The organism is Streptomyces xylophagus (assembly GCF_000716435.1).
Taxonomy (GTDB): Bacteria; Actinomycetota; Actinomycetes; order Streptomycetales; family Streptomycetaceae; genus Streptomyces; species Streptomyces xylophagus.
In genome coordinates, this window is sequence record NZ_JNWO01000057.1 from 1 (window position 1) to 14,419 (window position 14,419).

Genomic DNA, 14,419 nt, shown 5'->3' on the forward strand with positions numbered 1-14,419 from the left:
TCAAGCAGAAGACGGCATACGATATTTCTGCCTGTCTCGTGGGCTCGGAGATGTGTATAAGAGACAGCCCCCACTCCGTCACCCCCGCCCAACCAGAGCCCTACTGAACGCCCGCCCCGCACCAGACGTATCGAACCCGCATGAAGTATCGCCACAACGCGGCCCCGCGTAGGAGATGGCCGGTTGCAGTGCCCCGCACAGGGCGTGCACAGCAACCGGCTCCCGTACGCAAAGCGCCGCCCCGTAGTCTGTCCTCCGTGGCAGAACCAGTCGTGCGCATCCCGGATGCGAAGGTCGCGCTGTCCACGGCGTCCGTGTATCCGGAGTCGACGGCGACGGCCTTCGAGATCGCCGCGCGCCTCGGCTACGACGGCGTCGAGGTCATGGTGTGGACCGACCCGGTCAGCCAGGACATCGACGCGTTGCGCAGGCTCAGCGACTACCACCAGGTGCCGATCCTCGCCGTGCACGCGCCCTGCCTGCTCATCACGCAGCGGGTGTGGTCGACCGACCCGTGGATCAAGCTCCAGCGCGCCCAGGCGGCCGCCGAGAAGCTCGGCGCGAGCACGGTCGTGGTGCATCCGCCGTTCCGCTGGCAGCGCCAGTACGCGCGCGATTTCGTCAGCGGGATCTGGCGGATGGCGAACGAGACGGATGTGCGGTTCGCCGTAGAGAACATGTACCCGTGGCGCTACCGCGACCGCGAGATGCTCGCCTACGCCCCCGACTGGGACGTGACGCGCGAGGACTACCGGCACTTCACGATCGACCTCAGCCACACCGCGACCGCCCGCACCGACGCGACCGAGATGATCGACCGCATGGGCGACCGTCTCGGCCATGTCCACCTCGCCGACGGCAACGGCTCCAACAAGGACGAGCACCTCGTCCCCGGCCGCGGCACCCAGCCCTGCGCCGAACTGCTGGAACGGCTCGCGACGACCGGCTTCGACGGCCATGTCGTCATCGAGGTCAACACCCGGCGCGCGATGTCCAGCGCCGAACGCGAGGCCGATCTCGCGGAGGCGCTCGCCTTCACGCGGCTGCATCTCGCCTCGGCCGTCAAGGTGCCCCGGCGGTGACCGACGCCACCGCCAAGCGCCGGGGCCGACCCCCTCGTACGGAGGCCGCCGACACCCGCGACCGCATCCTGGCCGCGGCCCGGGAGGAGTTCTCCGAGCGGGGGTACGAGAAGACGTCCGTGCGCGGGATCGCGAAGGCCGCCGGGGTCGACTCGGCGCTCGTGCACCACTACTTCGGTACCAAGGAGCAGGTTTTCGAGGCGGCGATCGAGGTCGCCTTCGCCCCGGCGGCGAACGCGCCGGACGCGGTCGCCGAGGGGCCGCTGGACGGCGTCGGTGAGCGGCTGACCCGCTTCATCTTCGGCGTCTGGGAGAACCCGGCCACCCGTAAGCCGCTGCTGGCGGTCGTCCGGTCCGCCGTCAACAACGAAGCCGCCGCGGCCGTCTTCCGCCGGCTCGTGGTCTCCCAGGTGCTTGGCCGGGTCGCCGCCCAGCTCGAACTCCCGGACGCGGAACTGCGCGCCGAGCTGGCGGCGGCGCAGCTGGTGGGGACGGCGATGCTGCGCTACGTGATCAAGGTGGAGCCGCTGGCGTCTGCCGACCCGGAGCAGATCATCGCGCGGGTCGCGCCGGTGGTGCAGGGGCATCTGACCGGGCCGTAGCCCTGCCTTCCGGCCTGTCTTCGTGGTGAGACATTCGTCCCGCGATTCGGACACCGTGTCCGCCCCCTGGATGACCGGCGTACGCTCAATACCAGCCCTATCTGTCTGAAGGAGCGATCGACGATGCCCGAGCTGAGGTCCCGTACAGTCACCCACGGCCGCAACATGGCGGGCGCACGCGCCCTTATGCGCGCCTCCGGTGTACCCGGTGCGGACATCGGCCGGAAGCCGATCATCGCGGTGGCGAACAGCTTCACGGAGTTCGTGCCGGGCCACACCCACCTGCAGCCGGTCGGCCGGATCGTCAGCGAGGCGATCACCGCGGCCGGCGGCATCCCGCGCGAGTTCAACACGATCGCGGTGGACGACGGCATCGCGATGGGCCACGGCGGCATGCTCTACAGCCTGCCCTCGCGCGACCTGATCGCCGACTCGGTCGAGTACATGGTCGAGGCGCACTGCGCCGACGCCCTGATCTGCATCTCCAACTGCGACAAGATCACGCCGGGGATGCTGATGGCGGCGCTCCGTCTCAACATCCCGACGGTCTTCGTCTCCGGCGGTCCCATGGAGGCCGGGCGCGCCACACTGCAGGACGGCACCGTCCGCACGCTGGACCTGATCGACGCGATGGTCGAGGCCGCCAACGACAGCGTCTCGGACGCGGACGTCCTCAACATCGAGGAGAACGCCTGTCCGACCTGCGGCTCCTGTTCCGGCATGTTCACCGCCAACTCGATGAACTGCCTGACCGAGGCGATCGGCCTGTCGCTACCGGGCAACGGCTCGGTCCTCGCCACGCACACCGCCCGCAAGGGTCTGTACCAGGACGCGGCCCGCACGGTGATGGACATCACCCGCCGCTACTACGAGCAGGACGACGAGACGGTCCTGCCGCGCAACGTCGCCACCTTCGCGGCCTTCGAGAACGCGATGGCCCTCGACATCGCGATGGGCGGCTCCACCAACACGATCCTGCACCTGCTGGCTGCGGCGCAGGAGGCGGGCGTGGAGTTCGGCCTGGACGAGATCAACGCCGTCTCGCGCCGGGTCCCGTGCCTCGCGAAGGTCGCCCCGAACGTCGCGAAGAACCGCACGTACTACATGGAGGACGTGCACCGCGCCGGCGGAATCCCGGCTCTGCTGGGCGAGTTGCACCGCGCCGGTCTGCTCAACGAGGACGTCCACTCCGTCCACAGCCCTTCCCTCGCGGACTGGCTGAAGACGTGGGACGTGCGCGGCGGCTCCCCGTCCCCGGAGGCCGTGGAGCTGTGGCACGCGGCGCCCGGCTGTGTCCGTTCCTCCGAGGCCTTCTCCCAGTCCGAGCGCTGGGCGGCACTGGACGAGGACGCGGCCGAGGGCTGCATCCGCTCCGCCGAGCACGCCTACTCCAAGGACGGCGGCCTCGCGGTCCTCAAGGGCAACCTCGCCGTCGACGGCTGCGTCGTGAAGACGGCCGGTGTCGACGAGTCCATCTGGACCTTCGAGGGCCCGGCGGTCGTCTGCGAGTCGCAGGAAGAAGCCGTCGAGAAGATCCTCAACAAACAGGTCACGCACGGCGACGTCGTCGTCATCCGCTACGAGGGCCCCAAGGGCGGCCCGGGTATGCAGGAGATGCTCTACCCGACGTCCTTCCTCAAGGGCCGCGGCCTCGGCAAGACCTGCGCCCTGATCACCGACGGCCGCTTCTCCGGCGGCACTTCGGGCCTGTCCATCGGCCACGCGTCCCCCGAGGCGGCGTCCGGCGGCACGATCGCCCTCGTCGAGAACGGCGACCGCATCCGCATCGACATCCCCAACCGCTCCATCGAACTCCTCGTGGACGACGCCGAGTTGGCCCGCCGCGAGGCCGCGCTGGACGGGCGGTACGCCCCGAAGCAGCGCGAGCGCAAGGTCTCGGCGGCCCTGCGCGCGTACGCCGCGATGGCCACCAGCGCGGACCGGGGCGCCGTGCGGGACGTCAGCAAGCTGGGCTGAGGCCCGTTGCCTTGTGGTGGGGCCGCCTCCGTTCCGACGGGGGCGGCCCTTCCGTTTGCCGCTACCAGGCGCCGGGGGTACGGGAGTTGACGGCGAAGACGGTGCCGTCGGGGGCGGCGGCGTAGACGCGGTTGTCCGCTACGACGGGTTCGGGGAGCGCCGCGCTGATCTGGTCCGAGTTCGAGTCGAGGCGGGCGGGCGTCTGCCCGACGAGCCGCCCCGCGCGGGCATCCACCGCGAGCAACCGCCCGTCCGCGGCGGTGACATACACCTGCCGTCCGTCCGTGACCGGTGTGGAGCCCCGCAGTACGGCCGTCTCCAGACCCCACAGCCGCTTCCGCGCGTCCATGTCCACGGCCGCCAGCGATCCGCCGTTCCCCATGAGGTAGACGACGTTCCCGCGGACGGTCCCGTGGGCCTGCTCGACCCGCACGGGCAGCGTCACGCGCCGCGAGGCCCCGGTGCCCGGGGTGTAGCGGACCACGGCTTCTGTGGCCCCGTAGACCTTGTCGACCGAGAGCAGGAAGACGGACTTTCCCGCCGTACCGACGGGCTGCAACGATCCCTTCAGTCGTACGTCCCAGCGCACCTCACCCGTGACCGGATCGACCGCCGTGACCCGCGTGTGCGACCCGTCGTCCGAGATGTTCGTCGTGTATGCCAACGGGTCCCCGGTGAACGAGGCGAAGTACGGCGCCTGTTGGCCCGGAATCCGGTGGCTCCACTTCGGGGCGCCCGAAGAGCTGTCCAGCCCCGTGACCGTTCCGTCCGCATGGGTGAGCAGGAGCATGCCCCCGGCGTCCGTCAGCCCGGTGTAGGCGGGGACGGTCCGCTGCCAACGCGTTCTGCCCGAGGCGGGATCGAGGGCCTCCAGCCGCCTGCCGTTGTCCAGCGGGGGCTGCACGAGGCCACCCGACAGTACCGGCGGCCCACTCGTCCGTGTCGTGTCGACGGCGTGCCGCCACAGCAGGCTGCCGTCGGACGGGTCCAGGGCGAACACCACCCCGGGCTGCGCGCACAGCAACTTCCCAGCCCCGTAAGAACATTGGGGGGTGCTCTTCTTGGAGACCGGTGCCGTCTTCCACCCGCCGAACGCGGCGCTGGGTGTGGTGCTCGGGGTGGAACCCTTCGCTGCGGTGGTGCTGTCGTCCGACAACTGGAGCGCGGTCAGCGTGCCGATCGCGGCCAGGCCGAGCGCGCCCGCCCCGAGAGCGATCCGCTTGCCGAGGCGCCGCCCGCGTCCCCGTCCGGACTGCTCGGGCTCTTCCCTAAGGGGCTCAGGCACCGGCGTGGCATCGGCCCGTTGCGCCGGTATGTAGGCCTGCGTGTCGTACGAGGCCGACACCGACCGCAGTGCACGCATCAACTCGTCGGGCGTGGGCCGGTCCTCGGGCTCCTTGGCGAGGCAACGCAGCACCAGCGGCGCGAGGTTCTCCGGCAGTCCCGTCAAGTCCGGCTCGTCATGGACGACTTGGTAGGCGACGACGTACGGACTGTCGGAGTCGAACGGCCCGCGCCCCGTCGCCGCGTGCACCAGTACGGAGCCGAGCGCGAAGATGTCCGCGGCCGGCCCGACCTCCCTGGGCCGCCGGAACTGCTCGGGTGCCATGAAGGGCGGCGTCCCGATCAACTTCCCGGTCTCGGTGCGCAGTTCGCTGTCCTTTGGCCGAGAAATGCCGAAGTCGATGACCTTCGGACCGTCCTCGGCGAGCAGCACGTTGCTGGGCTTCAGATCCCGGTGCACGACGCCGACCCGGTGGATGTCGCGCAGCGCCTCGGCCAGTCCAGCCATCAGCCGGCGCAACTCACCGGGCGCCATGGGCCCGTTCCGCTTCACGTGCTCGGACAGCGTCGATCCGGGAATGAACAGCGTCGCCATCCAAGGCCGTTGGGCCTCGGGATCGGCATCGACCACCGGCGCGGTGAAGGCCCCACTCACTCGCCGCGCGGCAGCCACCTCCTGCCGGAACCGCCCCCTGAACTCGGGATCCTGGGCGAACTCCGCGTGGACGACCTTCACAGCGAGCTTCATCCCGGAGGTGCTCTGCGCGAGATGCACCACGCCCATGCCGCCGGAGCCCAGGCATGACTCCAGGCGGTAGTGACCGGCGTACTCGGGAAGTTCCGCTTCCGCGCCCGCTCCGGTGTCGTGCTGTGGCGCCATGGAACCACCCCCGTGCTGATCGTTCGCGCGCGCGACGCACGGAGCCTAGTCGATGACCCGTACGGGTCAGAGACGGCTTGCTGGCTTCCGAGTGCGAGTTGCGCACATGTGTTTCATGGCGTGTTTTAAGGGAATCATCGGGGCCCCATGGCAGTCATGGGGTCCAACGGGGGAGGTTTTTCATGTCTGTTGACCGCGTACCAGAAGTCGAGGGCAGCGAGGCCGAGGCGGTCGCGACGGCAGCTGCTCTGCACTACTACTCGATAGCGCCCAACACCCGCGTCAACGTCCGCAGCGGCCCGGGCACCGGCTACACCATCGTCCGCGTCCTACCCGAGGGCTCCCAGGTCCCGATCTACTGCCAGACGCCGGGCACCACGGTGACCGGCTACTACGGCACGACGAACATCTGGGACAACATCGACGACGGCGAGTACGTCTCCGACGCCTACGTGAACACCGGCAGCGACGGGTACGTCCGCCCGCACTGCTCCTGAGCGCACCGCCACTACCCAGGGGATACTCGTGACATTCCGAAGACGCGCATCCGTCCTGCTCGCGGGCACGGCCGGAGCCCTTCTTCTCGTGATGGGCTCACCGGTCACCGCAAGCGCGGTCCAGACCTACACGACGGCCAACGTCACCCTCAACATCCGAAGTGGTCCCGGCACGAGTTACAGCGTCGTCGGCACCCTGCCCGGGGGTTCCAAGGTGCCGATCTACTGCCAGACGCCGGGGACGACGGTCACGGGCACCTACGGCACCTCGAACATCTGGGACAACATCAGCAACGGCGAGTTCATCTCGGACGCGTACGTGAACACGGGTAGCGACGGCTACGTAGCCTCCCGTTGCGCCTGAGCCCCCAACGGGAGCCCGCGCCCGCCCTCGGAGCCATAATCGTCCCGTGAACGACGAGACCGGCACCCAGGACACCCCCGCGGGCTCCCCAGGCACAGACGCAAGCACAGGTACGGGCCCCCGCCCCGACCCCCTACGCTTCTTCGGCACCACCTGGGTGAACCACGACAACGGCTACACCCCGCGCCGCATCGCCGCGGCAGCCGGCTCCCTCGCCACCGCCGTCGTCTCCTGCCTGGTCCTCCGCTTCGCCTACCAGGGCCTCCAGATCGCGGATGTCGGCAGCTTCGTCACCCTCCTCGTCATCGCGATGTTCGCGATCTGCAGCGCCCTCGCCTTCGGCCACACCTGGGAGAGCTTCAGCAAACGCCCCGACCCCGACCGCCAGGCCTCCCTCCGCGGCCTCCTGGCCATCGGCTTCGTAGGTTCACTCCTCGCCTACTTCTTCCGCACCTTCACGGAGGCCCCGGGCGAGAAACTCCACCGCCAGGAGTACGAATCGGCCGTGGCCCAGTACGAGAAGCGCACGACCCGCCGCACCGGCAACCCGTCGAAGAAGCGCCGCCGTTCCTGATCAGGGGAGCCGCGACTCGTCGGGCGATGAGGACTCGGCACGACCAATAAGGCATCCCACCAAATGCGGGGAGCCGCGTCCTCGTTGACCGGTCAGGGCTCACGGGACAACCAGCGAGGCACCTCACCAAATCCGGGGAGCTGCGACTCGTTGGCCGATCAGGGCACGCGAGACTTCAGCGAGGCACCCCGCCGCCCCCGCCGCCCCGAACCGCGCGAGCCAACCGAACACCGCCCCACCGCAGCCCCACCACACCGGCCCCCTCCCCTCGGTACCCCACCTCACCGCAGCCCCACCACGCCGGCACCCTCCCCTCGGCACCCCACCCCACCCCCATTTCTCACCAAAATCCGCCTGCACCCTGCACCCACCTCGGCAACCATGACCGTATGACCACGTCCTCGAAGCCCCCGTCGCCCGCCGCCCGAGCCCACTCCTTCAACGCCGCCGCGGCCCAGTACGCCGAGAACCGCCCCTCCTACCCACCCGCCCTCTTCGACGCCATCGAGGACCTCGCAGGTCACCCCCTCTCCGGCGCCCGCGTCGCGGACATCGGCGCCGGTACCGGTATCGCGACCGCCCTCCTGCACGCCCGCGGCGCCGACGTGGTCGCGGTCGAGCCCGGTGACGGCATGGCGGCCCAGTTCCACCGGACGCTCCCCGACGTACCGATCGTCCGAGGCAACGGCAACGCCCTTCCCCTCGCGGACCACTCCGTCGACTTCGTCACCTACGCCCAGGCCTGGCACTGGACGGACCCCGCCCAGTCGGTCCCGGAGGCGCTCCGCGTACTGCGCCCGGGCGGCGCGCTGACGCTGTGGTGGAACACCAACGCCCTCGACGTGCCGTGGATCGCCCAGCAGTCCGAACGCATCCGCGTCCACTTCGGCATCGACCGCGTCGTGGAACAGAACGGCAGCGGTCTGCGTGCCGCGCTGGCCGACACCACCGGCCGACTCGACTTCGCCCACCGGCAGGTCCGCTGGAGCCGCCACGTCCCGGTCGACACGCACCTGGCCAACATCGGCAGCCACTCGGCCTTCCTGGTCCACGACGAGGAGAGCACGGCCGCCTTCCTCGCCGAGGAACGCAACCACCTCCGGACCGTCTTCCCGAACGGGACCGTGGAGGAGATCTACGTGGTGGAACTGGTCGTCGCCCTCGCGCCATGAGCACCTGACGCCACGACGCCCTGACGCCTCGACGTCACCACGCCACGACGTCGCCGCGTCCGACAGCCACCACGTGATCGTCACGCCCCCCCCCGTGACCGCCCCCCACCACGTCACAACCCCCCGATCGCCACCACCCCAACCCCATCCCCGTCCGCATGCCCCCGCGCGGCGGCCCACCCCTCCAGGGCCGCCGCACACGCATGATCCACATGCCGCAACCCGCCCAACTCCAGCCGCACCACCCGGTCGTACGGCAACCCCTCCAACGCGTCCAACAGCTTCGGCAATCGCAGAAACGTCGCATGCCCCAGCACCCGTACGACGATCCCGGCCTCGCCCAGGTCCTCCATCTCCACATGCACATGGCTGATGTCCCACGCGGTCTTCGCCACGGCCAACGCCAGCCCCACCAGCACCCCCTCGAACAGATTCCCCACCACGATCGCCACCGCGGTCACCCCGAGCACGACCACCTCACCTCGATGCCCGACCCACAGCCCCCGCACCTGCCGCACCGGCACGAGCTTGCACCCGGCGTGCACGAGCAGCCCCGCCAGCGCCGCCACCGGAACCAGCCCCAACACCCCCGGCAGCAAGGCCGTGAACACCAGCAACCACCCCCCGTGCAGCACCCGCGACGCCTTGGTCCGCGCCCCCGCCTGCACTCCCCCAGAGGGGGTACCCCCAGCCGCACTCCGCACGATCACCGCGGTCATCGGCAACGCCCCGAGCACCCCGCACACGGCGTTCCCCGCGCCCTGCGCGATCAACTCCCGGTCGTAGTCCGTCCGCGGCCCCCGATGCAGCCGGTCCACCGCCGCCGCGCTGAACAACGACTCCGCCGACGCGATCAACGCGAACGCGACGACCGTCCCGATCACCCCCACTTCCGTCAGCCGCCCGAAATCCCCCCACTCCGGCACCCGCACGGCACCGATCAGCCCCCGCACCTCCACCCGCCGTACCGACAGGTCGAACACCCCGGTCACCGCGGCCGCCGACCCCACCGCCACCAACGGCGCCGGCACCACCCGAGCCCCCCATCGCCACCGAGGCCACAGCAGCAGTACGGCAATGGTGGCACCGCCCACTGACAACGCCACCGGATCCACCAGCCCCGGCAACGACACCAGCCCGGCGAGTTTCCCGACCCCGCCCGCCGGTGCGGCGACATCACCGAGCGCGTACACCTGCCCGGCGACCAGCACGAGCCCGATCCCGGCGAGCATCCCCTGCACGACGGCCGCGGACACCGCCCGGAACCATCGCCCGAGCCGCAGCACCCCGAGCCCCAACTGCACCACCCCGGCGGCGAACACCAGCACCCCGAGCGCCTCGATCCCGTACGCCCGCACGGCCTCGTAGACGAGCACGGTCAGCCCGGCAGCGGGACCGCTCACCTGGAGGCTGCTGCCGGGCAGCGCCCCGACCACCAGCCCGCCGACGATCCCGGTGACCAGCCCCAACTCGGCCGGCACCCCGGAGGCGATCGCCACGCCCACACACAACGGGAGCGCGACGAGAAAGACGACGAGAGAAGCGAACAGATCGGCCTTGCTCACACCACAGCGCACTACACGCACGACACGCATGACAACGGCACCTCCGAAGACAGGACAGAGCCAGACGGGAGATGCGTGGGCGCCGCACCGGGGGAGGGCGCGGCGAACTGAAATCCATTGTCGGGAACGGGAGTTGGCCGCGCACCCCCTTCGTGTTGCCACCCCGTGAACGCGGAAGCGCAGGTACCGGACCGCCCCACTCCGATCACGCCGACGCGCGCCTGCGCCGTCCCGCGCACCCGCTTGACGCGTCACGCCCACGAGAGCATTATTCATCACATGATGAATTATCTTCCCGGTCCATCCGGATCGCCGGACACCTCACCAGGCACGGAACGCGAACCCGCCGTCCACGCCGAAGCCCTCACCGTCGTCCGAGGCCCCCGCACCGTCCTGCGCGGCCTCGACTTCACCGTCCCGCGCGGCCAGATCACCGGCCTGCTCGGCCCCTCCGGCTGCGGCAAGTCGACCCTCATGCGCTCGATCGTCGGCGCCCAGGCCAAGGTCACCGGCACCCTGAACGTCCTCGGCCGCCCCGCCGGCCACCCCACCCTCCGCACCCGCATCGGTTACGTCACCCAAGCCCCGTCCGTCTACGACGACTTGACGGTCCGTCAGAACCTGGACTACTTCGCGGCGATCCTCGACCCCGGCCGAGCCGCCGCCGGCCGCCGCCACGACGACGTCACCCGGGCCATCGCCGACGTCGACCTCACCACCCACGCCGACTCCCTCGCCGGCAACCTCTCCGGCGGCCAGCGCAGCCGCGTCTCCCTCGCGGTCGCGCTCCTCGGCACCCCGGAACTCCTCGTCCTCGACGAACCCACCGTCGGCCTCGACCCCGTTCTCCGCCGCGACCTGTGGGCCCTCTTCCACGACATCGCCGCCTCCCGGGGCGCCACCCTCCTCATCTCCTCCCACGTCATGGACGAGGCCGAGCGCTGTCACCGTCTCCTCCTGATGCGCGAGGGCGAGATCCTCGCCGACGACACCCCGGACGCCCTCCGCGCCGACACCGGCTCCGACACCGTCGAAGCGGCCTTCCTCCACCTGGTCGACGAGGCCGTGGCCACCGCCCGCCAGAAGGAGACGACCCGATGAGCACGACAACGACCACGACCATCGCTCCTACGAGCCCCACGACACCCAGCGCCCTCAGCGCCTCCCGCACCACCGCCACCGCGGCCCGCGTCCTGCGCCAGCTCCGCCACGACCCCCGCACGATCGCGCTGCTGATCCTCATCCCCTGCCTGATGCTCGTCCTGCTGCGCTACGTCTTCGACGGCAGCCCGCGCACCTTCGACAGCATCGGCGCCTCACTGCTCGGCATCTTCCCGCTCATCACGATGTTCCTGGTCACGTCCATCGCGACCCTGCGCGAACGCACCTCCGGCACCCTCGAACGCCTCCTCGCCATGCCCCTGGGCAAGGGTGACCTGATCGCCGGCTACGCCCTCGCCTTCGGCTTCCTCGCGGTCATCCAGTCGGCGCTCGCCACCGGCCTGGCGGTCTGGTTCCTGGGCCTCGACGTCACCGGCAGCCCCTGGCTCCTCCTCCTGGTGGCCCTCCTCGACGCCCTCCTCGGCACCGCCCTCGGCCTCTTCGTCTCGGCCTTCGCCGCCTCGGAATACCAGGCCGTCCAGTTCATGCCGGCGGTGATCTTCCCCCAGCTCCTCCTCTGCGGCCTCTTCACCCCGCGCTCCAACATGCACCCCGTCCTGGAGGCCATCTCCGACGTCCTCCCCATGTCGTACGCCGTCGACGGCATGAACGAGATCCTCAAACACACGGACATGACCGCCACGTTCGTGCGCGACGCGCTCATCGTGGCCGGCTGCGCGGTGCTCGTCCTGGGCCTGGGCGCGGCGACCCTGAGGAGGCGCACGGAATAGCGGGTGTTCCGCCACCCGGACAGCCACCACCCCGGCCCCACCGCCGGTGCGAGGATGACCCCATGACCCAGAAAGTCGCAGTCCTCGGCACCGGCAAGATCGGCGAAGCCCTGCTCAGCGGAATGATCCGAGCGGGCTGGGCCCCGGCCGACCTCCTGGTCACCGCCCGCCGCCCAGAGCGCGCCGAAGAACTCCGTACCCGCCACGGAGTCACCCCGGTCACCAACGCCGAGGCCGCGAAGAGTGCCGACACCCTGATCCTCACGGTCAAGCCGCAGGACATGGGCACCCTCCTCGACGAGCTCGCCCCGCACGTCCCCGCCGACCGCCTGATCATCAGCGGCGCGGCGGGCATCCCCACCTCGTTCTTCGAGGAGCGCCTCGCTACCGGCACCCCGGTCGTCCGGGTCATGACGAACACGCCCGCCCTCGTCGACGAGGCCATGTCCGTCATCTCCGCCGGCAGCCACGCCACCGAGGCCCACCTCGCGCACGCCGAGGAGATCTTCGGCGCCGTCGGCAAGACCCTCCGCGTCCCCGAGTCCCAGCAGGACGCCTGCACCGCCCTCTCCGGCTCCGGCCCGGCGTACTTCTTCTACCTGGTCGAAGCCATGACGGACGCGGGCATCCTGCTGGGCCTCCCGCGCGACAAGGCCCACGACCTCATCGTCCAGTCCGCGATCGGCGCCGCCGTCATGCTCCGCGACAGCGGCGAACACCCGGTCAAGCTCCGCGAGAACGTCACCTCGCCCGCCGGCACGACGATCAACGCCATCCGCGAACTCGAGAACCACGGAGTACGCGCCGCCCTGATCGCCGCCCTGGAGGCAGCCCGCGACCGCAGCCGCGAACTGGCCTCCGGAAACAGCTAGAACGGCTGGAAGGCTGTACGGCTACGCAGGCAGAAGCCCGATGGCCCGATACGCGGTATCGACCATCGGCTTCGCCATCCCTCTCGCCTTTTCCGCCCCATCCCGCAACACCCCCTCCACATAAGCGGGATCCGCGCACAACGCCTTGTGCCGCTCCTGGACCGGCCTGAGCAGCTCGACCACAGCCTCCGCGGTGTCCTTCTTCAACGCTCCGTACGACTCATATACACCGCTCAAGTCCTCGGGGTTCCCACCCTGGCAAGCGGCCAGGATCTCCAGCAGATTGGCGATCCCGGGCCGCTCCTCCCGGTCGTAGACGACCTCCGCCCCACTGTCGGTCACGGCCCGCATGACCTTCTTCCGTACGACGTCGGGCTCGTCCAGCAGATAGACGATCCCCGGCCCCGAGTCGTCCGACTTCCCCATCTTCGAAGCCGGCTCCTGCAGATTCATCACCCGCGCCGCCACCCCCGGCCGGGTCGCCCGAGGCACGACGAACGTATGGCCGTACCGCTGGTTGAACCGCACCGCCAGATCCCGCGCCAGCTCCACATGCTGCGTCTGGTCGTCCCCGACCGGTACTTCGTCCGTCCCGTACGCCAGGATGTCCGCCGCCATCAGTACGGGATACGTCAGCAACGACAGCCGCACACTCCCGCCCCGCTCCCGCTCACGCGCGGCCTTCTCCTTGTACTGGATCATCCGCCGCATCTCCCCGTCGGTGGCCACACACTCCATGACGTACGACAGCCGCGTGTGCTCGTCCACATGACTCTGTACGAACACGGTGCACAGCTCGGGATCCAGCCCTGCCGCCAGCAACAGCGTCGCCGCCTGCCTAGTGAGCCTGCGCACCCGCGCCGGATCGTGGTCCACGGTCAGCGCGTGCAGATCGACCACGCAGAACAGGGCGTCGCTCTGCCGCTGATCCACGTCGACCCACCGCCGGATGGCCCCCAGGTAGTTCCCCAGCGTCAGGTGCCCGGTCGGCTTGACCCCACTGAAGACCCGTGTCATCTCTCCACCTCCTGATAGAGACCGCCGCACCCGGCCGGCCGACCCTCTGGAGGGAGAAACACGAACGGCCGCCGATGCGGCGGCCGTTGAGTACATACGTGAGTACGGCCGCCGTCAGGCGGCCCACCACTGATGGGTGCACGTATGCGTAGTCACGTCACACAGCGTACGCCTCCGTGGTGCTCTCCGGAGTGGAGTTGACACGCCCCGACCGCGTACGTAGTGTTCTCCGAGTTGTCCGACGTGAGCGCCGACCCCGGTCGGTCCCCGGACAACCATTCCGCAAGTACCTACAAACATTCGACGATCCGTCGTCGCGTGTATTGGCATGCGTATTTGCGAAATGAGGAATCCGCGTTCGAAAGGACGCACCCCCCGATTCGCTCGGGCTCAAGGAATCCGCTAAAGTCTCACTCGTCGGAACGGCCCAAGGGCCGGGAAGGCAGCCCACTCTGACTGGGAGTCAGGCCTGAAAGGGTCTGGTAGAGTCGGAACCGCCGGAAAGGGAAACGCGGAAGCGGAAACCTGGAAAGCACCGAGGAAATCGGGACCGGAAACGGTCTGATAGAGTCGGAAACGCAAGACCGAAGGGAAAAGCCCGGAGGAAAGCCCGAGAGGGTGAGTACAAAGGAAGCGTCCGT

At 69.7% G+C, this 14,419-nt stretch carries 13 protein-coding genes; 10 read left to right on the forward strand and 3 right to left on the reverse strand.

Going from position 1 to position 14,419, the window contains the following annotated elements; all coding sequences use genetic code 11:
- The first annotated feature begins 257 nt into the window (after nucleotides 1-257).
- The 3 genes from OO70_RS49610 to ilvD all read left to right on the forward strand — a co-directional run bounded on the left by OO70_RS49610 (nucleotide 258) and on the right by ilvD (nucleotide 3,661).
- Entirely contained in the window at nucleotides 258-1,082 is an 825-nt protein-coding gene (locus tag OO70_RS49610; RefSeq protein ID WP_043687963.1) for a sugar phosphate isomerase/epimerase family protein, read from the forward strand.
- Complete coding sequence (locus OO70_RS49615; protein WP_043687966.1) at nucleotides 1,079-1,684, forward strand: TetR/AcrR family transcriptional regulator; 606 nt, start codon at nucleotides 1,079-1,081, stop codon at nucleotides 1,682-1,684. Before OO70_RS49610 ends, OO70_RS49615 begins: the two co-directional genes overlap by 4 nt.
- A gap of 123 nt (nucleotides 1,685-1,807) precedes the next feature.
- On the forward strand, nucleotides 1,808-3,661 hold the full coding sequence (gene ilvD, locus OO70_RS49620) for a dihydroxy-acid dehydratase (protein WP_043687969.1): 1,854 nt from the start codon (nucleotides 1,808-1,810) through the stop codon (nucleotides 3,659-3,661).
- Nucleotides 3,662-3,722: 61 nt separating this feature from the next.
- On the opposite strand, the gene OO70_RS49625 is transcribed toward ilvD, so the two are convergent.
- Nucleotides 3,723-5,825, reverse strand: coding sequence for a serine/threonine-protein kinase (locus OO70_RS49625; protein ID WP_043687971.1), 2,103 nt, complete (start codon nucleotides 5,823-5,825; stop codon nucleotides 3,723-3,725).
- Between the two features lie 182 nt (nucleotides 5,826-6,007).
- Between OO70_RS49625 and OO70_RS49630 the strand changes: the two genes are divergently transcribed.
- The 4 genes from OO70_RS49630 to OO70_RS49645 all read left to right on the forward strand — a co-directional run bounded on the left by OO70_RS49630 (nucleotide 6,008) and on the right by OO70_RS49645 (nucleotide 8,432).
- Nucleotides 6,008-6,322 (forward strand): SH3 domain-containing protein, encoded by a 315-nt coding sequence (locus OO70_RS49630; RefSeq protein ID WP_043687974.1) that lies wholly within the window; start codon nucleotides 6,008-6,010, stop codon nucleotides 6,320-6,322.
- A gap of 28 nt (nucleotides 6,323-6,350) precedes the next feature.
- On the forward strand, nucleotides 6,351-6,686 hold the full coding sequence (locus OO70_RS49635) for an SH3 domain-containing protein (RefSeq protein ID WP_043687977.1): 336 nt from the start codon (nucleotides 6,351-6,353) through the stop codon (nucleotides 6,684-6,686).
- A 46-nt stretch (nucleotides 6,687-6,732) separates the two neighbouring features.
- Nucleotides 6,733-7,260 (forward strand): hypothetical protein, encoded by a 528-nt coding sequence (locus OO70_RS49640; RefSeq protein WP_043687980.1) that lies wholly within the window; start codon nucleotides 6,733-6,735, stop codon nucleotides 7,258-7,260.
- Nucleotides 7,261-7,649: 389 nt separating this feature from the next.
- On the forward strand, nucleotides 7,650-8,432 hold the full coding sequence (locus OO70_RS49645) for a class I SAM-dependent methyltransferase (RefSeq protein ID WP_043687983.1): 783 nt from the start codon (nucleotides 7,650-7,652) through the stop codon (nucleotides 8,430-8,432).
- Between the two features lie 113 nt (nucleotides 8,433-8,545).
- On the opposite strand, the gene OO70_RS49650 is transcribed toward OO70_RS49645, so the two are convergent.
- Nucleotides 8,546-10,027, reverse strand: coding sequence for a SulP family inorganic anion transporter (locus OO70_RS49650; RefSeq protein WP_051742477.1), 1,482 nt, complete (start codon nucleotides 10,025-10,027; stop codon nucleotides 8,546-8,548).
- A 249-nt stretch (nucleotides 10,028-10,276) separates the two neighbouring features.
- Here OO70_RS49650 and OO70_RS49655 point away from each other — a divergent pair, with 249 nt between their 5' ends.
- From OO70_RS49655 to proC, 3 genes are all read left to right on the forward strand, one after another.
- On the forward strand, nucleotides 10,277-11,098 hold the full coding sequence (locus tag OO70_RS49655; protein ID WP_043687986.1) for an ABC transporter ATP-binding protein: 822 nt from the start codon (nucleotides 10,277-10,279) through the stop codon (nucleotides 11,096-11,098).
- Nucleotides 11,095-11,889, forward strand: a complete 795-nt coding sequence (locus OO70_RS49660) for an ABC transporter permease (protein ID WP_043687989.1) — start codon at nucleotides 11,095-11,097, stop codon at nucleotides 11,887-11,889. The genes OO70_RS49655 and OO70_RS49660 overlap by 4 nt, the downstream gene beginning before the upstream one ends.
- A 62-nt stretch (nucleotides 11,890-11,951) precedes the next feature.
- Nucleotides 11,952-12,761, forward strand: coding sequence for a pyrroline-5-carboxylate reductase (gene proC / locus OO70_RS49665; RefSeq protein WP_043687991.1), 810 nt, complete (start codon nucleotides 11,952-11,954; stop codon nucleotides 12,759-12,761).
- 21 nt (nucleotides 12,762-12,782) lie between these two features.
- Here the strand turns inward: proC and trpS are convergent, their stop codons facing one another.
- Complete coding sequence (gene trpS / locus OO70_RS49670) at nucleotides 12,783-13,778, reverse strand: tryptophan--tRNA ligase (RefSeq protein WP_043687994.1); 996 nt, start codon at nucleotides 13,776-13,778, stop codon at nucleotides 12,783-12,785.
- Between the last annotated feature and the right edge of the window lie 641 nt (nucleotides 13,779-14,419).

Excerpts from the sequence above, each read along its gene's own strand:
- OO70_RS49660 (WP_043687989.1), top strand. The coding sequence starts at position 11,095 with ATGAGCACGACAACGACCACGACCATCGCTCCTACGAGCCCCACGACA.
- OO70_RS49630 (WP_043687974.1), top strand. The coding sequence starts at position 6,008 with ATGTCTGTTGACCGCGTACCAGAAGTCGAGGGCAGCGAGGCCGAGGCG.
- OO70_RS49625 (WP_043687971.1), bottom strand. The coding sequence starts at position 5,825 with ATGGCGCCACAGCACGACACCGGAGCGGGCGCGGAAGCGGAACTTCCC.
- OO70_RS49650 (WP_051742477.1), bottom strand. The coding sequence starts at position 10,027 with ATGCGTGTCGTGCGTGTAGTGCGCTGTGGTGTGAGCAAGGCCGATCTG.
- OO70_RS49645 (WP_043687983.1), top strand. The coding sequence starts at position 7,650 with ATGACCACGTCCTCGAAGCCCCCGTCGCCCGCCGCCCGAGCCCACTCC.
- trpS (WP_043687994.1), bottom strand. The coding sequence starts at position 13,778 with ATGACACGGGTCTTCAGTGGGGTCAAGCCGACCGGGCACCTGACGCTG.
- OO70_RS49655 (WP_043687986.1), top strand. The coding sequence starts at position 10,277 with ATGATGAATTATCTTCCCGGTCCATCCGGATCGCCGGACACCTCACCA.
- ilvD (WP_043687969.1), top strand. The coding sequence starts at position 1,808 with ATGCCCGAGCTGAGGTCCCGTACAGTCACCCACGGCCGCAACATGGCG.
- proC (WP_043687991.1), top strand. The coding sequence starts at position 11,952 with ATGACCCAGAAAGTCGCAGTCCTCGGCACCGGCAAGATCGGCGAAGCC.